Consider the following 19,178-nt stretch of genomic DNA (forward strand, 5'->3'; position numbering starts at 1 on the left):
ATGCTGCCGTTTCATCCCTATGCCGATCTCTTCCCGCTGATCGAGGGCGTCGCCTTTGACGAGCTGGTCGCGGACGTCGCAGCACGCGGCCTGCGCGAGCCGGTGGTGCTGCTCGACGGACGGATTCTCGATGGGCGCAACCGCTATCGCGCCTCGCGCGCCGCCGGCGTCATCAACAGCGAGGGCGCCGTCGATCCGGCCGACGCGCGGCACTTCGTGCGGTTCATCCCCGCCGTCGACGGCGATCCGCTCGCCTATGTGATCTCGAAGAACATGCACCGGCGGCAATTGACCGACGATCAGCGCCGCATGATCGCCGCGCGCCTCGTCACGATGTCCAAAGGCCGGCCCGATCTAAATACCGCCAATGGCGGTATTTCCCGACAGCAGGCGGCTGACCATCTTTCCGCCGACGAGGCGGGCGTCGAGCGAGCGCGGACAGTGATCAACCGCGCGGTGCCGGAAATCGTCGCCGCGGTCGACGACCGGAAGTTGAGTGTGCGGGCGGCGGCCGAGATCGCCACCTTGCCCGTTCCAGAACAGAAGGCTGTGCTTGCGCGGATTGCCGCGCAGGGGGAGACGGCGCGGGCGTTTCGCGCGGTCATCAAAGACCTGCGCGACGAGAAGACGGCCGAGAAGAAGGCGCGGCGTGCGGGGCGCGAGGCCGATCTCGCGGTGAAGCAGCGGGCGCTGCCCGACAAGCGCTATGGCGTGATCTATTCCGATTGCGAATGGCGCTTCGAGCCCTACAGCCGCGACAGCGGCATGGATCGGGCGGCCGACAATCACTATCCCACGACCTCGACCAACGACCTCGTCCTGCGCGATGTCGGCAGGATCGCGGCGAGGGACTGTGTGCTCTTCCACTGGGCGACGGCGGCGATGCTCAAGGCTGCCATCCGCGTCATGGAGGGCTGGGGCTTCGAGTACAAGTCGCATTTCATCTGGCTCAAGGACCGGACCGGCACCGGCTACTGGAACCGCAACAAGCACGAGCTGCTGCTCGTCGGCACGCGCGGCGGCATCCCGGCGCCGGCGCCGGGCGAGCAGTGGCCCTCGGTGATAGAGGCGCCCGTCGGCGCGCATTCGGCGAAGCCGGAGATCTTCGCCGAGCTGATCGAGGCCTATTTCCCGAACCTGCCCAAGATCGAGCTCAACGCCCGCCGCGCGCGGCCTGGCTGGGACGTCTGGGGGCTGGAAGCGCCGGAGGTGGCGGCATGAGTGCGCACGCCACTCCCGAAGATCTCGCGATGTCGCGCGAACAGCGCGTCGTGGCATGCCGCCGCGCGCTGGCGTTGCTCTTGATCCATCATGGCGCGAAGCCGCCGGACCGTCATGCGCGGGACGCCGTGAGACGGCTGCGCCACCAGATCGGCGGTTCGTGCCGGCTGAACGGGCCCAAGCTCTCCAAGGCGGCGCGTGCGACGGCGGCGCGGAAGGCGCGCCACAGCGCGACAGTCGACGACCTGGCGCATATGCGCGAGATATCCGCGGCCGTGATGGCCTTCTACGGTCTCACCGAAAACGAGCTGTTCTCGCATCGCCGTCATGGCGCGCTCGCCCGCGCGCGGCAGGAGATCATGTATCGCGCCGCCAAGGAAACGCGGCTCTCCCTGCCGCAGATCGGCCAGTTTCTCGACCGCGATCACACCACCGTCCTGCACGGCATCGCGCGGCATGCGGAGCGCCTCGGCCTCGCGCCGGCGCGCGGTCCGCTCGACCAGAGGAAGTCATCGGCATGACCGGGCCGCGTCTCTCCATCACGCTGGCGACTGCCTTCACGGACCCGCGCCTGAAGGGCAAGGCATTGAACGTGCTTGGCATTCTCGGCAGCCATACAGACCGGCATGGCTGGTGCACGCGCAGCCAGGTCAAGATGGCCAAGCAGCTCGGCTGTGTGCCTTCGACGATCAATGCCGCCGTGAAGCTTCTTGTCGAGCTCGGCTACATCGAGCAACGCCGTCTCGTTCGCGAGGACAATGGCGATCGCGCCAGTGAATATCGCGTGCTGCTCGATGATGTTCGTCCGGCCGAATTCATCACGGATGATGATGAATTGGAGGAGGAAGAAGATGGCGTCGACCCCCCCCCTGTCGATATACCGACACCCCCCTATCGGCTCCACCGACACCCCCGTATCGGCTCTGGGTCGATACCCATAAGAACGATCCCTTTATCTAACGATGAAGAGAGAGAGGCGCGCGGGGCGCGGGTTGGTGTGGCCGTGAAGGAGACGGCCGGCGAGAAGGCTGCACGCATTGCCAATGAAGCATGGGCCGATACGCGGTTCATCACGTCGGCGTGGCAGGTGTGGCCTGACACTGCCGCGGAGGTCATCACCCGCACCTACCCGGCCTGGCAGGCGCTCACGTCGGAGGAACAGGAAGCTGCGCTTGCGGCCATGCCAGCCGCGATTGCCTCGATGCGGGCCGGACGCAGGAAGGGCGGCAGGCGGCTGTTCAACTATCTCGAAGAGCGGGCATGGAAGAACTTCCATCTGGTCGCAGGCGGCGGAGCGGCGCTGTCGTCCGTCACGCTCGCTGCCCGCACGCTGCCATGGTTCGCGATGTTCTGGCGGCTCGTCGCGGCGGGCAGGCCGGTCAAGGTCATGTTTGAAAATATGCAGCGCGGAACCGGCTATGCCGTGCGTGTCGCCGACGTTCCGAGCGACGCCGAGACGGGCGCGCTCGTCAAGATCGGGGTGGCCGTCGATGGGCGCCCCACGGCGGAAATGGCGGCCTGGACGGCGGCGATGGCGCGGCACGGCATCAGCTTCACGCCGCTCTCGATCGGCATGCCCTTCGTCTGGGTTCCGAGCCGATGGCCTCCTGGCCACGAGCAGGCGAGGGCGGGCTGATGACGATGATCTTGGGAATGGAAATGGCGGCGGGTCTCATGAGCGAACAGGGCAAGGTCTGGCGGATCGGGGATATCGTCGAGGCGGGCCGCGCCGGGCGGTCTGCGGCAGCCGTTCGCGCGCCGGGGCGTGAAGGCTGGTACATCGTCTATGTGGCGGGCGGCGACGGGCGCGCCGTGCATGCGCTGGAGCGGCGCGGCTGGACCGTTTATCGGCCGATGACGACGCGCTATGCGATCGTGAAGAAGCGCGGTGGGCTTCGGGCCGACCGCACGCAATCGCGTAAGAAGCGTCGCGAGAAACCGACAATGCAGAGAATCACCGTGCCGCTCTATCCGCGATACCTGTTCGTCGCGGCCGATTCGCGCCTTGGCGCCTGGTGGGTGCTGCTCGATATCCCCGGCGTGGCGGCCGTCATCCGGCATGGGTCGAGCGAGGTCGTGCGCCTGGATGATGCCGTCGTTGATGGCATTCGGAACGTCGAGGCGAGCGGAGAGTACGACGAGCGCGAGCCCGTTAACATTTTGAAGCCATTGCCGAATATGCCCGTCCTCATCGTCAAAGGCCCGTTCCAGGGGTTCCCTGCCACGGTGGTTGAGGGCGGCGATCCGGACACCGTCAAGTGCGACGTCGGCGTGTTCGGTGGAACGGTGCCCGTCTTCATGCCGCTTGACCATGTTGAGGTCACCTGATAGCGAATCCGACAGGACGAGCGGACTGGAACACCATCGCACCCAGCAGGGTCATGAGCGAGGTCGGTCCCCCCGGAAGGCGGTAGCAACCGACCTTCGCCGGGGACGAAGTATGGCCCGGACGCGGACAGCGTGCCGGGCTTTCGTTTGTCTGGGGTATGTCGACCATCACCGTCAAATGGGCCGATGCTCATCTGGAACAGTTTCGTGAGCGGATAGTCGCGCTCAACACCAAGTTCCCGAAGGTGATGCCCCGCATCATCAACCAGGTCGGCAATCGCGCCAAGACGCAGGTGATCCGCAACCTGACCAAGCAAACCGGGCTGCAGCGGCGTGTGATCGTTGCGGCGGTGGAGGTGGCGAAGGCGGGGGGCAAGCGCCTTTCCTACGACATGGTAACGCGAGGCGGGAACATCCGGCTCAAATATCTCGATCCGAAGGAGACAGCGCCCGGCGTCGTCGCCAAGCCCTTCGGTAAGCGCACGCTTTATCCGCGGTCCTTCATGATGGGCGGAGCATTCCCGAGCCGCACGCCGGTCCCGCAGTGGAACGGCCACGTGTTCTTCCGCAACCGGTCGAAGGGGCGGCAATACAGCTACGCGCGGTCGGGTGTGTTCATCCCGAAGGAGATGTTGACGGGCGCGACAGCCGCCGCGTTCAAGGACGTGGCCGGCCAAGTGCTGAAGGACCGTGTCGAAAAGGCGTTGGCGAAGCTGATGCCCTAGTCAAGGAGTGAGCTTAGCGTGTCCTGTAGGCGACAATGTCCTTGATCTGTCTTCCCGTCTGGACATTGACGATCTCAAGGATCCGATCCGAACGGAACGTACGGCGATCATCTCTCTCGAAGCACCAGCAGAAATAGTACGTCACGGCTCCGCGCTTTCGCCAGCCGTCGACGTAGATCTCGCGCTCCGTCACGACCCCATCTTCATCCGCATAGGTGATGCGGAACTCCGGGTACGCCAAGCCATCAAACCGGTAGGCGTGAGGGTTGTACTCTCGCATCGAGGCTTCGGTCACAATGCGGAGATCGCCATGATCGGTGATCGTCTTGTGACTGAACTGAGTGTCCGTCGTCGGCGGCGTCGAGCATTTACTCCGCCCAAGCATGGCCAGAACGAGCAACACCACCACAAATCCAATGATCCACGCCATCATTCGAGTGCCCTCCCCAGCATCACTGTTGCCGAGCGAGGCAGGTACGGCAAGGCACCTCGATGGACGTCGATGACCAGGGCGAGGGGGTGACGCTTCTCGCAGGTGCGAGGGGCGACGGGTGGCCTTCGCAGGCGCGGCATGCCCCCCTCGGTCGGGTCCTCCCCCCGGCCTCGGCACCGAGCGGGTGAGCGCGACTGCCGGATATCGGCCTATGCAGAGTTTCGTAAGGGGATTCCCCCGCCCTTTGATCGGAATCGGAATCACGTGGCCAAAGGGTATCCATCAGAGCTTCGGCAGCAGGTTGTCGTCTTCCTGGATGAAGGACATACCGTGCGCCAGGCGGCCGAGCATTTCGGTGTCAGCCCCAGTTTTGCGGCGAAGGCGCGCAAGAAGCAGGCCGAGCAGGCGGAGGCGGAGCTCCCACTCGAGGTTGCGGCCGCGGAGGAGGCCAGCGCGCCGATCCTCGACGCCGAGATAACGGCCATGGACCTGGCCGACTTCCTCGGCGTTTCGAAGCGGGCGATCTCGGATTTCGCGGACCGTGGAATCATCGCGAAGACAGGGCGGAATCGCTTCGACCTTCGGCGGTCCGTCCAGCTGTACTGCGACCACCTGCGCGGCGTCGCCGCCGGTCGAGGTGGCGATGCCGGCGACGCCCTGTCGACGGAGCGTGCCAGGCTGGCGCGGGAGCAGGCGGACAAGGTGGCCATGGAAAATGCCGCCAGCCGCCGGGAACTGATCACTGTCACCGAGGTGCGCGGCGAATGGGTCGCCATCGCGAGGCGGATCCGCAACATGATGATGTCGGTTCCGTCGCGTTGCCGGCAGCAACTGCCGCATCTCACCACCTTCGACGTCGACCTGATCGACAGGGAAATCCGCACGGCGCTGACCGAGCTTGGTGAAAGGGACTATGACGGCGCTGGCAACACTGCGGCGCGCGGTGTGGGAAGCGATCACGCCGCCGGCGAAGCTCAAGCTCTCGGAGTGGATCGAGCAGACGGTCTATCTGCCTGACGGCGTGTCATCACTGACGGGCCGTGTCCGGCTGTGGCCGCCGCAGCGCGAGATCGCCGATGCGATCGGGGACAGCGCGATCGAGCGCGTCACGCTGGTAAAGCCGGTCCGCGTCGGTTTCACGACGTTGCTGACGAGCGCGATGGCAAGTTTCTGCTCGAATGACCCGTCGCCGATCCTGTCGCTGCTGCCGACCGAGGCCGACTGCCGCGACTACATGGTTTCCGACGTCGAGCCGATCTTCGACGCCTCGCCCGCCTTGAACGGGCTGCTGACGGGAGACGTGGACGAGGGGGGCAGGAATACGCTGCTGTCTCGTCGCTTTCCAGGTGGCTCGCTCAAGGTGATCGCGGCCAAGGCGCCGCGCAACCTTCGCCGCCACAACGTCCGCATCCTCTTCATTGACGAGGCGGACGGCATGGCCCCGACGAAGGAAGGCTCGCCGATCATCCTCGCCGAACGCCGGACGCTGTCCTTCGCCGATCGCAAGATCGTGATGGGCTCGACGCCGGTCTACGAGGAAACCAGCCATGTGCTGCAGGCATACGAGCAGTCCGATGGCAGGATCTTCGAGGTGCCGTGCGTTCGCTGCGGTGTCTTCTATGAGATCCATTGGAAGGACATCCGATGGCCCGAGGGAGATCCGCACAAAGCGGAGCTTGTTTGTCCGCAGTGCGATTCTGCGATCCATGAGCGACACAAGCTGGAAATGGTGGAGGCCGGCATCTGGAGCCGTACGCGCCCAGAAATAACGGACCACGCCGGCTTCCGCATGAATGCCCTCATCTCGCTGCTGCCGAACGCATCGTGGGGGCGCCTGGCGAAGGAGTTCGTCGGCGCGAAGAATGATCCGTCGAAGCTCCAGACCTTCGTCAACACCATCCTGGCGCAGGGCTGGAAGGAAAACGCGGACGAGCTCGATGACGTCGAGCTGTCGGGCCGGGTCGAGGATTTCGGTCTTGTCGAGGGCGGCGAGGACGGCACGTCGGGCATACCGGTCGAAGTCTTGATCATCACTGCCGGCGTTGACGTGCAGGATGATCGCCTCGAGGTGACACTGATCGGGTGGGACAAGGACGGCATCCCCTACGCGCTCGGGCATTTCGTCATCTGGGGCCGCTACGACGATCATACGACCTGGGCGGAGCTCGACGTGCTTCTGGCCACGAGCTGGGATCATCCGCTCGGCGGCAAGATCAAGGTGGATGCCACCTGCATCGACAGTTCCGATGGCGAGACCATGGAGACGGTCTATCGCTATGCCTTCCCCCGCTTCCGGCGGCGCGTCTATGCGATCAAGGGCGCGGCCGGAAACCGGCCGTGGATCGAGCGCTCCAAGTCGACCGTGCGGGGCGGCAAGCTGTTCATCGTCGGCGTCGAGGGCATCAAGAGCCATATCTTCGGGCGCCTGGCGCGCACGAAATCCATGCGGTTCTCCAAGAGCCTGCCGGCGGTGTGGTTCGAGCAGCTCGTCGGCGAGCAGATGGTCGTCCGCTATGCACGCGGCCAGCCGAGCCGGCAGTTCATCCCTGTGCCAGGGCGGCGGCATGAGGCGCTTGATTGCACGGTCTACGCCTTCGCCGCCCGGCAGATGGTCAACGCGAACTGGATGCATCGAGAGGGCGAGCTGTCGACGCCGCCCGAGATCAAGCCGGTTTCCAGAGTTCCCCAGATCGCACCTTCGGAGTGGTTATAGCCGTGGCCTCAATCGACGAGCAGATCGCTGCCCTTTCCGACGCGATCGCGCAGGGCGCGAAGCGGGTGGTCTTCCATTCCGGCGGGACACGCCGGGAGGTCGAGTATCATTCACTGAAGGATATGCGCGAGGCGCTGGCAGCCTTGCAGGCACAGAAGTCCGGTGCCTCCCGCATCATCCTGGCGGCGTTCTGATGACGAGGGCGAATTTCATCGATCGCGCCGTCGGCTGGATCGCGCCGCAGGCAGGTCTTCGCCGCATCCGGCACCGCGCCGCCATGGATGTCCTGACGAGGGATTATGCCGGCGCTGATCGCGGCCGGTTGAAGGCGTCGATCCGGGCGCCGTCGACCTCCGCCGATGCGGAGGTCTCGAAGGCCAGCCGCCTGCTGCGGGACCGCATGCGGGACCTGGTGCGCAACAACCCGCACGCCGCCAATGCGCTCTCGGTTCTCGTCACCCATGCTGTCGGCGACGGCATCGTGCCGCGGACCAAGGATCCGAAGGTCAACGCGCTATTCGCGGCGTGGTCGAAGCGCTGCGATGCGGATGGCTTGCTCGACTTCGCCGGCATCCAGTCGCTGGCCGTGCGTGGCATGTTCGAGTCGGGTGACGGCCTGGTGCGTCGTCGCCGTCGTCGTGTCGAGGATGGCCTGCCGGTTCCGCTACAGCTGCAGGTGCTGGAAACGGACCTGATCGACAGCAGCAAAGACGGCATCCAGTCCGGCGGCGGGGTCGTCATCCAGGGGATCGAGTTCGATGCGATCCGCAAGCGCCGCGCCTATTGGATGTTCGGCGCGCATCCCGGCAACTCGTTCTTCGACCCGCTCTTGTCGATCAAGTCGAACCCGGTCCCGGCCGAGGATATCGCCCACGTCTACGAGCGGCAGCGTCCGCAGGTTCGCGGAATTCCGTGGGGCTCGCCGGTGATCGCCGATCTCTATGACCTCGCCAGCTACGAGCAGGCCGAACTGGTCAGGAAAAAGCTGGAGGCCTGCCTCGTCGGCGTCGTCACGGGTGGCGATATCAACGATCCAATCGGCATGGAGATGAGCGGCGCCGATGGGCAGCCGCTACCGGCCGGTGTCTACAATGCCCGGGGAGCCCGTGTCGAAAAGTTCGAGCCGGGCATGTTCTACAATGCGGTCGGTGGCAAGGACATCAAGTTCAGCCAGCCCGCGGCGACTGGGTCCTACGACGCCTACAAGACGTCGATGCTGCATACCATCGCCGCCGGCTTCCGCGTTCCCCATGCCCTGCTGTCGGGGCGCCTCGACAAGATCAACTATTCGTCCAGCAAGGTCGGGATTGAGGTGTTCAACCGGATGATCTCGGCACTGCAGTGGCAGGTCATCATCCCCATGCTCTGCGAGCCGATCTGGCGGTGGTTCCTCGAGGCGGCGTATTTCGCCGGGCTGATCGACCACATGAACCATGAGGCCGAGTGGTCGCCGCCCAGACCCTATTCGGCGGATCCGGGCCGCGACGTGAACGCGAAGCTGGCGGAGGTGCGGGCCGGCTTCAAGTCGCTGTCCGCGGCCATCGCCGAGACGGGCTACAACCCGGATGACGTGCTCGCCCAGATCGCCGAGGACAACAAGAAGCTCGACAAGCTCGGCATCATCCTGGACAGCGATCCGCGTCGCATTTCGCAGGCCGGCCAGGTCCAGCAGCAGATCGACGACAAGGCCGATAGCGAGGACACGCCATGAGCCAACAGCAATCCCGAAGGATGCCGGAAGCCTTGCCGCTTCAGGTGCGTCAGCAGTCGATCGGTCGGGACACGATCGATATCGAAGCGCGCACTGTCACGCTGGTATTCACGACGGGCGCGACCGTGCGTCGTCGTCGCTATGCGGGCTGGGACACGGTCGTTCCCTTCGATGAGACCCTTGTGGTCAGCAGCGCGGCAATCGACCTCTCCCGCATGAATGCCGGCGCCCCGGTGCTCGACAGCCATTCGACCTACACGACCTTCTCGCAGGTCGGCGTTGTCGAGCGTGCCTGGATTGAGGGGAAGGAGGGCAAGGCAACTGTCCGCTTCCCAGCCGCCGGCCTCGACGAGCGCGCCGATCGCATGTTTGGCCTGGTCTCCGACGGCATCATCAAGAATGTCTCGGTCGGCTACTCGATCGACAAGATCCGCGTCGTCGAGCCGGAGAAGAAGGGGCAGGTCGAGCAGCACATCGTCGAGCGCTGGACGCCGAGCGAGATCTCGTTCGTCACGGTACCCGCCGATGTCGGCGCGCAGGTGAGGGCCGCTGCCCCGATCTTCCCCGTCGAGTTCGCGGATCGCGGCGGCATCGCGGCCGCGGCGCTCGCCCGCATGCGCATGCGCAGCCGGGCCTTGGGCTTTTAGCCCGGCTCCTCACTGAAATTCATCTCCTGTCGATTACCGCCAGCCTGGCGGAACGCCGTCGCCTGCCCTTCGGCAAGGCAAACCTCAAGACGAAAGGAATGTCCCGATGCGGACCCTGAAGCAGCTGCGGGCGGCGCTTGCGACGCTCAACGCGCGTGCCGCCGCCAAGCTTGGCGAGATCGATAACGGCATGGAGGCGGACGCCGTCCGCGCCATCGAACAGGATCACGAGGGCATCCTCGCCGAGATCGAGGAGGTCAAGGCCGAGATCGCCGAGCGCGAGGCCGAAGAGGGCGAGACCCGGTCCCGTCCTGGCTCCGGCTCCGCTGCCGAGGCTGCGGCGCTGGCTGTTCGCTCCGAGCGCGAGCGCGTTTCGACCATCACGGACCTTGCCCAGCGGGCCCGTGCGCCGGAGCTCGGTGCGGAGCATGTCCGCTCCGGTACTGCCGTGGATGACTTCCGCGCCGCGCTCCTCGAGCACATGGTCGCGCAGGAGGCGGCGGCGCCGACCGACAGCAACGTCCGCGCCCAGGTCGGCATGGAAGAGGCGGAGAAGCGTCGCGGCCTCATGGTCGAGGCGCTCTCCTACGGCCTTGGCGCGCCCCTTCCGCAGTCCGGGCCGAGCGAAGGTGCCCGCCAGTATATGGGCCGTGGCCTCGTCGATCTCGCCGCCGACAGCGTGAACTTCCGCGGCGGGCGCATGCTCAATGCGCGCCAGGTCGACGACATCTTCACCCGTGCCTCCCACTCGACGTCGGACTTCCCGATCATCTTCGAGGGCGCCATCAATCGCACGCTGGAGCAGCGCTACGCGCTGGCGCAGCCGACGTTCAAGCGCTTCGCCCGCAAGCGCAATTTCCGCGACTTCCGGCCCGACACGACCGTCAAGATCGGCGATTTCCCGATGCTACAGCAGGTCCTGGAGACGGGCGAGATCAAGTATGGCAGCTTCTCCGAGGGCAAGGAGCAGGTGCGGGCCTTCAGCTACGCCATCGCGCTCCGCGTCACCCGGCAGATGCTGATCAATGACGATCTCGGCGCGATCAGCGAACTGCTCTCGAGCTACGGCGCCTCGGTGGCGCTGTTCGAGGAGGTGACGTTCTACGCGACCGCCTTCAATGGCAAGCTCGCCGACAACAAGGATGTGTTCCACGCGGACCACGCCAACCTCGCCGCCGCCGGCACCGCGATCGACGTCGACAATGTCGGCAAGGCACGCGCGGCGATGTCGAAGCAGAAGAGCTCGTCGGGCAACCCGCTGCTCTCGAACTCGCCGAAGATCCTGCTGGTCGGACCCGACAAGCTGACCGAAGCGGAGAAGCTGCTGGCATCGATCACGCCGGCGACGGTTGCCAACGTCAACATCTTCTCGGGTCGCCTGGAGCCGGTGGAAAGCTCGCAACTCACTGGGAACGCCTGGTATCTGCTCGCGGACCCGGCCGCCGGCTCGAACTATCGCTGGGGCTACCTCGAGGGCTACGAGGCGCCGCGCGTCCGCATGGACGAGCCGTTCGGCCAGCAGGGCTTCGCCATGTCGGTCGAGCACGATTTTGGCTGCGGCGCGACCGATTCCCGCTTCGCCTACAAGAACCCCGGCGCCTAGCGGCTCCCCCCGCTTTGTCACCCGGCGGGGCCTAGCGCCCCGCCTCGACTTCCCGATCCCTCACCTCGATCCCAAAAGGAACCGATGCGATGAAGAACTTCATCCAGCGCGGCGATACCGTCACCGTTGCCGCTCCCGCCGATGTCGTGTCCGGCGCCGGCGTTCTGGTCGGCAAGCTGTTCGGCGTCGCCGGCTTCGACGCCAAGTCCGGCGAGCCTGTCGAAATCAGTCGCTCCGGCGTCTACGAGCTCGCCAAGACCTCCGGCCAGGCTTGGACCGTCGGCGCCGTGATCTATTTCGACGGAACGAAGGCGACCACGGCCGACAATTCCGGCGCCAATCCCAAGATCGGCTATGCGCTGGCAGCTGCGGCCAATCCGTCGGCGACCGGCGTCGTCCTTCTGTCGGCCTGACGATATGACGGGCTGGCGAGATCTTGAGGCGGCGGTCGATCGCAGGATCGGCCTCGCCTTTGGTGAGTCGGTTCGCCTGTCCTTCCTGACAGGCGGCGTCGTCGATCCCGCCCGCCCGGCCGTCGACATCGACGCCGTCCTGCATGTTGGCGGGGATGATTCCAAGCCCGTCGGCGATAACGCCGATCGCTACCGGTCCCGGCTGGCGCTCGGCCAGGCCGAGCTCTTCATCGAACGCTCGACCTATGCCGGTCCGATGCCGCGTCAGGGGGACAGTGTCCGCGCCAATGATCGCGCGGGCCGGCCCTGGTTCGAAGTGGCGGTGGTCAGCGATCGCTATTCGAACCTCATCGTTCTCACGCTCGGAGCCAAGTGATGCTGGCACGCATTGCGCTGCGGATCGCCACGATCGAGGCTTTGAAGGGCAGGACCCTGGTCGGCGGCAATGTGCTCGACAGCCAGATCGGCGCGATCGACATCGCCGCCGATGACAGCCTTCGCACCGATCAGGAGAGCCCGTTCGTCGCCGTCTATGTCGACGGCAGCAAGATCGAGGATCGGATTGATCTCCGATCGCTGCACAAGTCCGGACTGACCGAACTGACGATTGAGGCCGGCATCACGGCAGCAATGACCGAGACGGATGCCGAGACCGGTGCGAGCACGGTGATCGGGATCGGCATACCGGCCACCGATCCCGCGCTGGAGTTCTTTCTGGACTGTGTCGGTCGGGAGATCTCCGCGGCCCTCTCCGACCCCGACAATGCCTGGGCGGAGATCTGGCGCGGTCTGTCGTCCTCGGTCCTGAAGATCGAGAGGAAGCGGACCTCGGACGCCGCGAGCGGAACGCGCATCGCCGCGCACCAGCTTGTCATCACGCTCGACCTGTTGCCGGATCCGGTCTTCGCCGCGCCGATCGCCCCGACATCGGTATGGGCGGCGTTCCTCGCCAGGATGGAGGAGACCGGCCATCCCTATCTGGAGAAGCTTCGTGAGCTCCTGGGCGATCCAGCCGGTCGATCCGACGCCGACGCGGCGCGCCGCCGCTTCGGCTTGACGCTGGACGAGGCGCGCGCTCTGGCCATCCTGCCACCGCTTCCCGCCGAGGCGACGGGTCCGGATATCCTCGGCGTGACTGTCACGCAGGCGCCGTAGCGATGGGCCTCCTCGAACGGATCGTCGAGATCGAGCGCAGGCTCGCCGAGCAGGCCCGGCGGTCGCGCAATCGCCGGCGCACCGGAACGGTGACCGTTGTCGACAACGCCAAGGGGCTCGCGCGGGTCCGGATCGGCAATGGCGACAAACCCTATCTCTCGCCTTGGATTCCCTGGAAGGAGATCTCCGCCGGTGGCACGTCCACGCACATCCCGCCAACGGTCGGCCAGCAGGTGGATGTCGTTTCGGAGAGCGGCGATCTGACCGACGGCGTGATCGACTTCTCGACCCATTCGAACGCCAACCCGCGCCCGCATGACGGGCCCGAGGCCGTCATCGTCCATGGCGGAACCCGGATGACCATCGGCAACGGGAAGGTCGAGATCGTCGGCGATGTCACGATCAAGGGCGCCCTTGCCATTGAGGGGGAGGGCGTCGCGCACAACGGCACGAATATCGGTGACACGCACGTCCATAGCGGCGTCACCCCCGGCGGGTCCGACACCAAGACCCCGCACTAGATCCATGACCGCAAACGGGAGCCCCATGATGAAGGTCATCGTCAACACGTCCGGATTTTATGCCGGGACCTGGCATGCCGCCGGTCCCAAGGCCGTCGAGATGGCCGAGGCCGTGGCGCGGCCGTTCCTGCCGCCCTATGGCGATCAGCTTTCGCTGCCGAAGGCGGAGCGGGCGGCACCCGCGACCGACAAGAAGGCCGGCTGACATGGCGTCCTCCGGCTTCGGTCGCGATGCCGGAGCGGTGCTTTCCGGCTTCGATCATGTCCGGCAGTCGATCGGCGTGATCCTGACGACGCCGATCGGTTCCCGCGTCATGCGGCGCGAGTTCGGGTCCGAGCTGTTCGACCTGATCGACCGCCCGATGACGGATCAGGTCATCCTCGCGATCTATTCCGCGGCTGTGATGGCGATCGCGCGGTGGGAGCCGCGCTATGCGGTTCTCGGCTGCAAGCTGACCACGGCGTCGGCCAGCGGCGCCCTCTCTCTCGAATTGTCGGGCGTCTACTACCCGCGAGGCCATCTCGGCGATTTCACGCCTGAAGGCGGCGACGCGTCGATGATCATTCCGATTGCCGGGGGCGCGACATGACCACGATCGATCTTGCCGCCTTCCCGCCGCCGGAGGCGATCGCAACGCTCGACTTCGAGGCGCTCCTCGCCGCCGTCATGGCGGATGCGCAGGCGCGCTTCGATGCGGCCGGCATCGCCTATGACGTCGGCTCGCTGGAGACGGACCCGGTCAAGATCGTTGCCGAGGCGGCGGCCTATCGTGAACTGCTGCTGCGCGCCCGGATCAACGATGCGGTGCGGGCCAATCTGCTCGCCTTCGCGCGCGGCGCGGATCTCGATCATCTCGCCGCCTTCTATGACGCGGCGCGGTTGCCCGACGAGGGCGACGATCGCTTTCGGCTGCGGACGCAGCTCATCATCCAGGGGCGCTCGACCGGCGGCACCGAGCCGCGCTATCGCGCCGTCGCACTCGGCGCCTCGCTCCGGGTCGCCGATGCGGCGGTCTATCGCGACGGCACCTCGCCGCGGATCCAGATCGCGGTGATCGCCGCCGACAACAATGGCGTTGCCGACGCCGGCCTCCTGGCGCTCGTCGCGGCGGCCGTCAACGCGCCGGCCGTTCGCATGGTCAATGACACGATCCAGGTGATCGCCGCCGTCACGGACACGATCGACGTCGCCGCGCGGATCTGGCTGCTGCCGGACGCGTCGGCATCGCTCGTCGAGGCACTTGTCCCGGCGCTGCGGACGGACTGGGCAAACGAAGGCGGCCTCGGCTTCGACCTCACGCGCGAATGGCTGCTCTCCCGGCTGATGAAGTCCGGCGTCCAGCGCGTCGAGATCGTGACGCCGGCCGCGAACGTCATCGTGCCGCCCGGGCGTGCCGTGGCGCTTGGCGCGATCGACCTCGCGCTGATGGGGCGTGACCGGTGATATCGCCCGTCCATCTGCTGCCATCCTCCTCGACGGCGTTCGAGCGGGCGCTGTCGGAGGCGATCGACGTGACGCCGCGCGTCCACGGCGCCATCACCGGTCTGCACGGCATCAAGTTCACGCCGACGCCGACGATGCTGCCCTATCTCGTCTACGAGTACGGCCTCGGCGAGCTGACGCCCTATGTTCCGAACCTCTACGAGCTGATCCCCGAGGGCATCGCCTGGACCCGCGTCCGTGGCACGCCGGCGGCCGTCGATCGCGCGCTCGGCTGGTTGGGCTATGCCGCCGAGATCGAGGAAGCGCCAGTCCGCCGCACGCGCTGGAACCTGTTCCAGCTCCATCTCGATCGCATCCGCGACGATGAGGTCGACCTGGAGCCGATCGAGGGCGTGGCCGAGTTGTCGACGCCGCTCCGCTCGGTCTTCTGGCGCGGCTTCCACGGCTATGACGTCCGGGCGCTGGAATATGGCCGAGGCCGCTGGAGCGGTTCGCGCTACGGCTCGTCCTCTGGCGTTGCGATTCGCGACGGCGGCGCCAAGTGGTCCTTCGGCCGGCGCAACAGCTTCGATCATGCGATGACCGAGGCAGACCTGGTCGCGCTCGGTGTCTGGATCGAGCCGACCGGCGATGCCGAGCCGGCCTGGCTCGATATCGAATGGCCCGACATCGCCTGGGACGACCTCGGCGGCGATGCCCGCTCGGCCCTGATGCTGCTCGGCGTGCCGGTCGGCACCGCCTGGGCCTGCTTCCGCGACGCCGCCGGCGACGTCATCGGCTATCGCCGCTCCCGCGTGCATCGCCGCGTCGCCCAGGTCGCGAGCGGTCCCTACGAGTTCGGCGGCCTCAACTATGCGCCCGTCGCCTCCGGTGCCGAGATCGTCCTGGTCGAGGCGCTGACCGAGTTCGGCGACGGCTTCGGCAGTTCAGCTGCGTCCGTCTCCTTCATCCTTTCCGGCGTGCCGGCCGACCCGGCTCGCCCCGGCGCGCTCTGGCTCGGCCCCGGCGAACTCAACGCCAGCCTGCCCGAGATTGCTTCGACCCCGATCGACATCGAGTTCGGCCGCACCGTGCGCGAGCGCGTGCGCATTCTTCTGAGGTTCTGATGGATCACGAGCATTCTTCCGGACTGCCCGCCGCCTATGATCGCGCTCCGGCCAATCCGGGCTGGACCGGCGTCATCGTGCGCGAGGATCGCCTTGCGCAAGGCGCCGAGATCAATGAGGTCCAGACCATCCTCGGCCGCCGCGTGCAGCGGGTCGGCGACCTGGTGGCGCGGGACGGCGACCGGATCGAGGGCGCCGACGTCGTCGTCGATGTCGCCGCGGGCACCGTCATCCTGGCGCCGGGCCGCATCTATGTGCGTGGCGATATCCGCAACATCGCCGCCGCCACGCTCACGGCCGTGCCGATGGCCGGCGATGTCGCGATCGGCGTGCGGCTGCTCACGACCGTCATCACCGAGGTGGAAGATCCGTCGCTGCTCGGCCTGCATCCCGGTCCCGAGGGCGAGGGCGAGGCCGGCGCCGCGCGCTCGGTCGAAAGCGTCGCTTGGGGCTTTGCCGGCGATGGCGAGGCCGGTGACCTCTATTCGGTCTATCTGCTCTCGGATGGCGTCATCATCGACCAGACGCCGCCGCCGAGCCTTTCCGGCATCAACCAGGCGATCGCCGCCTATGATCGCGACGCCAATGGCCCCTACATCGTCGATGGCTGCCGGGTGACGGCGCTCGGCAAGGTCGGCGATGACCAGGTCTTCTCGATCTCGGAAGGCGTCGCCAATATCTGGGGTTTCAAGCGATCGCGCGGCGCCGCCATGCGGCATGCGCAGTTCGAGACCTTCGACCTTGAGCTGATCGCGTCCGAGCCGCACACATTCGACGGTAGCGGCACCATCACGCTGCCGCTCAACCATGGCCCGATCGCCTCGGTCTCGACCGTGATCGTCACCAAGGAAGTGACGGAGACCGTCACGCGCGGTACGCCGAACAACACCTCGGATCTGCTTTCCAATACCGGCGTGACGCAGATCCTCGAAGTGAAGCAGGGCGGCACGACCTATGCCGCCGGCACGGACTATGTCCGCTCCGGCGATCATATCTCCTGGGCGCCGGGCGGCGCGGAGCCGCTCGGCGGGTCCAGCTACACGGTCAAGTATCGACATCTCGCGGCAGTCACGCCGAGCCAGGTCTTCGCCGATGCGATCGAGATCGCCGGCGGCGTCACCGGCGAGGCGGTTTTCGTCTCCTATGCCTGGAAGCTGCCGCGCATCGATCTTCTCTGCCTCGACCAGAACGGCCAGGCCGTCTATCTGCCCGGCAAGTCGAACCGCTCGCATCCCGTCGCGCCGCAGGCGCCGGCCGATCTGCTGCCGCTTGCCACGATCACCAACACCTGGACGGGCAAGCCGGGCGTCGTGAATGATGGCGTCCGCGCCTATCCGTTCTGGAAGATCGATCGCATGTACAACATGCTGATCGATCAGACCGACCTGATCGCGCTGGAGCGCCTGCGTCGCGATATCGACAGCCGAGAGCCGGTGGCGAAGCATGGTGTCTTCGTTGATCCCTTCACCTCGGATCGCTACCGCGACCCCGGCGAACCGCAGACGGCCGCCGTCTTCAACGGCTCCTGCCAGCTCGCTATCGACCCGACCTTCTACGCGACGCCGCTGACCGCGCCGGCGACGCTCGCCTGGACGGAAGAGGTGATCGTCCGGCAGGAGCGCGTCACCGCCTGCATGCTCATCAACCCCTATGCGAACTTCGAGCCGCTGCCGGGCGCGATGACGATCAATCCTGCCGTCGACTTCTGGACCGAGGAGGCGACGGAATGGACGTCGCCGGTGACGCGGCAGTTCGGCTCCGGCAATTCCAGCCGGACCACCGTCGCGACCCAGCTGGTCGACGAGCGGACCGAGCTGCTCGAGTTCCTGCGGCCGATCTCGATCGCGTTCCAGGTGAAGGGGTTTGGCGTTGGCGAGATCCTGGAAAGCCTGACCTTCGACGGGCTCGACGTGACGCCCGCCGGCCCGCCGGTCGGTGACGCCAATGGCGAGATCGCCGGCAGCTTCACGATCCCCGCCAACGTCCCGGCCGGCTCCAAGTCGGTGAAGGCGACGGGCATGGCGGGCACCACGGCCGAGGCGGTCTTTGTCGGCCAGGGCACGATCGAGATCGACGTGATGCGTCGCGTCACGACGATCCAGCGCTGGCAGCAGCAGACGGTGCAGGGCACCTCCGGCGCCGATCCGCTGGCCCAGACCTTCACGCTGACCGAGGGTCGTCACCTCGCCGGTGTCGACCTGAAGTTCTGTGCCGCCGGCGACGCGGCGAAGGGCGTCCTGGTCGAGCTGGTCGAGGTCGAGAACGGCATCCCGACCACCAGCGTCATCACGTCGGCCTTCGTCGACATGGCAGCCGTCGTGCTCGGCGCCTGGACGGCGATCCGCTTCCCGATGCCGGTCTATCTGCCGGCCGACGTCGAATATGCTGTTGTCGTCAAGACCGACGACATCAGGCATTCGCTCTCGATCGCCCGGATCGGCGATCTCGACACGGCGGCGCAGCAGTTCCTCTCCGCCCAGCCCTACACGATCGGCGTGCTGCTCTCGTCCTCCAACGCCAAGACCTGGACGCCGCATCAGGCGGAAGACCTGACGTTCCGCCTGGTGGCGGCGAAGTTCGATCCGGTGACGCGGGTCGTCAGCCTCGGCACGCATGCGCTCGTTGACTGCTCCGACCTGATGGTGCGCGCCACGGCCGAGCTGCCGACCGCCGCAGCCTCGATCCGCTTCGAGATCGAGCGGCCGGGCGGCGAAGTGATCCGGCTCGACGCCGGCCAGGTGATGGAACTGACCAGCTACATCACCGAGAGCGTCGTGCTCCGTGCGATCCTCGCCGGCAGCGCCAAGGTCTCGCCGGTACTCTATCCGGGCGCCATGCTGGTCGCAGGCAAGCTGCGGCCGACCGGCACCTATGTCAGCCGCGCCATGCCGATGGGGTCGGCGATCCGCTTCGCCAATACGCTGAAGACCAAGCTGCCGGCCGGGTCGTCCCTCGTCGTCGAGATCGATGCGGCCGACGACAACTGGCAGGTGCTGGCCGCCACAGTCTCGGCCCCGCTCAACGATGGCTGGATCGAGCGCACCTATGAGCGCAACCCGCACACGGCCGTCGAGGGCCGGGTGCGCCTGACGCTGACCGGCACGCCTGCGGCGCGGCCCTCGGTGGCGGATGAACGCGCTGCGGCAACGGCGGTCTGA

The 19,178-nt window shown here is 66.5% G+C and carries 21 protein-coding genes; 20 read left to right on the forward strand and 1 reads right to left on the reverse strand.

What is annotated here, in order from left to right; translation table 11 throughout:
* From G539_RS26080 to G539_RS0106020, 5 genes are all read left to right on the forward strand, one after another.
* Positions 1–1,221 (forward strand): MT-A70 family methyltransferase, encoded by a 1,221-nt coding sequence (locus tag G539_RS26080; protein WP_051231139.1) that lies wholly within the window; start codon positions 1–3, stop codon positions 1,219–1,221.
* Positions 1,218–1,742, forward strand: a complete 525-nt coding sequence (locus G539_RS0106005) for a helix-turn-helix domain-containing protein (protein WP_084639849.1) — start codon at positions 1,218–1,220, stop codon at positions 1,740–1,742. The genes G539_RS26080 and G539_RS0106005 overlap by 4 nt, the downstream gene beginning before the upstream one ends.
* A complete protein-coding gene (locus G539_RS0106010) occupies positions 1,739–2,857 on the forward strand; it encodes a helix-turn-helix domain-containing protein (RefSeq protein WP_029074399.1) in 1,119 nt (372 codons plus the stop codon). The genes G539_RS0106005 and G539_RS0106010 overlap by 4 nt, the downstream gene beginning before the upstream one ends.
* The gene (nusG, locus tag G539_RS0106015; protein WP_169516615.1) at positions 2,857–3,549 is read left to right on the forward strand and encodes a transcription termination/antitermination protein NusG; all 693 of its coding nucleotides are present in this window, start codon (positions 2,857–2,859) and stop codon (positions 3,547–3,549) included. The genes G539_RS0106010 and nusG overlap by 1 nt, the downstream gene beginning before the upstream one ends.
* A 158-nt stretch (positions 3,550–3,707) precedes the next feature.
* On the forward strand, positions 3,708–4,274 hold the full coding sequence (locus G539_RS0106020; protein WP_029074401.1) for a hypothetical protein: 567 nt from the start codon (positions 3,708–3,710) through the stop codon (positions 4,272–4,274).
* Between the two features lie 13 nt (positions 4,275–4,287).
* Here G539_RS0106020 and G539_RS0106025 read toward each other — a convergent pair whose 3' ends face one another.
* Entirely contained in the window at positions 4,288–4,707 is a 420-nt protein-coding gene (locus tag G539_RS0106025) for a WYL domain-containing protein (RefSeq protein ID WP_029074402.1), read from the reverse strand.
* A gap of 138 nt (positions 4,708–4,845) precedes the next feature.
* Here G539_RS0106025 and G539_RS23805 point away from each other — a divergent pair, with 138 nt between their 5' ends.
* The 15 genes from G539_RS23805 (at position 4,846) to G539_RS0106095 (ending at position 19,178) form a co-directional block, all read left to right on the forward strand.
* Positions 4,846–5,724 carry a helix-turn-helix domain-containing protein gene (locus G539_RS23805; RefSeq protein ID WP_084639850.1) on the forward strand — a complete coding sequence of 293 codons (879 nt, stop codon included), beginning with the start codon at positions 4,846–4,848 and terminating at the stop codon, positions 5,722–5,724.
* Positions 5,621–7,420 carry a phage terminase large subunit family protein gene (locus G539_RS0106035; RefSeq protein ID WP_029074403.1) on the forward strand — a complete coding sequence of 600 codons (1,800 nt, stop codon included), beginning with the start codon at positions 5,621–5,623 and terminating at the stop codon, positions 7,418–7,420. Before G539_RS23805 ends, G539_RS0106035 begins: the two co-directional genes overlap by 104 nt.
* Positions 7,421–7,422: 2 nt before the next feature.
* The gene (locus tag G539_RS0106040; protein ID WP_029074404.1) at positions 7,423–7,614 is read left to right on the forward strand and encodes a phage head-tail joining protein; all 192 of its coding nucleotides are present in this window, start codon (positions 7,423–7,425) and stop codon (positions 7,612–7,614) included.
* Positions 7,614–9,131 carry a phage portal protein gene (locus G539_RS0106045; RefSeq protein ID WP_029074405.1) on the forward strand — a complete coding sequence of 506 codons (1,518 nt, stop codon included), beginning with the start codon at positions 7,614–7,616 and terminating at the stop codon, positions 9,129–9,131. The genes G539_RS0106040 and G539_RS0106045 overlap by 1 nt, the downstream gene beginning before the upstream one ends.
* Complete coding sequence (locus G539_RS0106050) at positions 9,128–9,778, forward strand: HK97 family phage prohead protease (RefSeq protein ID WP_156911855.1); 651 nt, start codon at positions 9,128–9,130, stop codon at positions 9,776–9,778. Before G539_RS0106045 ends, G539_RS0106050 begins: the two co-directional genes overlap by 4 nt.
* Positions 9,779–9,884: 106 nt before the next feature.
* The gene (locus G539_RS23810; RefSeq protein WP_029074407.1) at positions 9,885–11,381 is read left to right on the forward strand and encodes a phage major capsid protein; all 1,497 of its coding nucleotides are present in this window, start codon (positions 9,885–9,887) and stop codon (positions 11,379–11,381) included.
* Positions 11,382–11,470: 89 nt separating this feature from the next.
* Positions 11,471–11,794 (forward strand): DUF2190 family protein, encoded by a 324-nt coding sequence (locus G539_RS0106060; RefSeq protein ID WP_029074408.1) that lies wholly within the window; start codon positions 11,471–11,473, stop codon positions 11,792–11,794.
* Positions 11,736–12,170: a hypothetical protein gene (locus G539_RS0106065; protein ID WP_245576813.1), complete on the forward strand. Its 435-nt coding sequence runs from the start codon at positions 11,736–11,738 to the stop codon at positions 12,168–12,170. Before G539_RS0106060 ends, G539_RS0106065 begins: the two co-directional genes overlap by 59 nt.
* Positions 12,170–12,949 carry a hypothetical protein gene (locus G539_RS0106070; RefSeq protein ID WP_035830471.1) on the forward strand — a complete coding sequence of 260 codons (780 nt, stop codon included), beginning with the start codon at positions 12,170–12,172 and terminating at the stop codon, positions 12,947–12,949. The genes G539_RS0106065 and G539_RS0106070 overlap by 1 nt, the downstream gene beginning before the upstream one ends.
* Positions 12,950–12,951: 2 nt before the next feature.
* Positions 12,952–13,470 (forward strand): phage baseplate assembly protein V, encoded by a 519-nt coding sequence (locus G539_RS23815; protein ID WP_035830472.1) that lies wholly within the window; start codon positions 12,952–12,954, stop codon positions 13,468–13,470.
* 25 nt (positions 13,471–13,495) lie between these two features.
* Positions 13,496–13,675 (forward strand): hypothetical protein, encoded by a 180-nt coding sequence (locus tag G539_RS0106080; RefSeq protein WP_029074411.1) that lies wholly within the window; start codon positions 13,496–13,498, stop codon positions 13,673–13,675.
* Between the two features lies 1 nt (position 13,676).
* Positions 13,677–14,060 (forward strand): GPW/gp25 family protein, encoded by a 384-nt coding sequence (locus tag G539_RS0106085; RefSeq protein WP_029074412.1) that lies wholly within the window; start codon positions 13,677–13,679, stop codon positions 14,058–14,060.
* On the forward strand, positions 14,057–14,914 hold the full coding sequence (locus G539_RS0106090; RefSeq protein ID WP_029074413.1) for a baseplate J/gp47 family protein: 858 nt from the start codon (positions 14,057–14,059) through the stop codon (positions 14,912–14,914). The genes G539_RS0106085 and G539_RS0106090 overlap by 4 nt, the downstream gene beginning before the upstream one ends.
* Complete coding sequence (locus G539_RS26965; protein WP_035830473.1) at positions 14,911–16,020, forward strand: phage tail protein; 1,110 nt, start codon at positions 14,911–14,913, stop codon at positions 16,018–16,020. The genes G539_RS0106090 and G539_RS26965 overlap by 4 nt, the downstream gene beginning before the upstream one ends.
* Positions 16,020–19,178: a DUF4815 domain-containing protein gene (locus tag G539_RS0106095; RefSeq protein ID WP_035830475.1), complete on the forward strand. Its 3,159-nt coding sequence runs from the start codon at positions 16,020–16,022 to the stop codon at positions 19,176–19,178. Before G539_RS26965 ends, G539_RS0106095 begins: the two co-directional genes overlap by 1 nt.

The organism is Kaistia adipata DSM 17808 (assembly GCF_000423225.1).
In the GTDB taxonomy this organism is placed as follows: Bacteria; Pseudomonadota; Alphaproteobacteria; order Rhizobiales; family Kaistiaceae; genus Kaistia; species Kaistia adipata.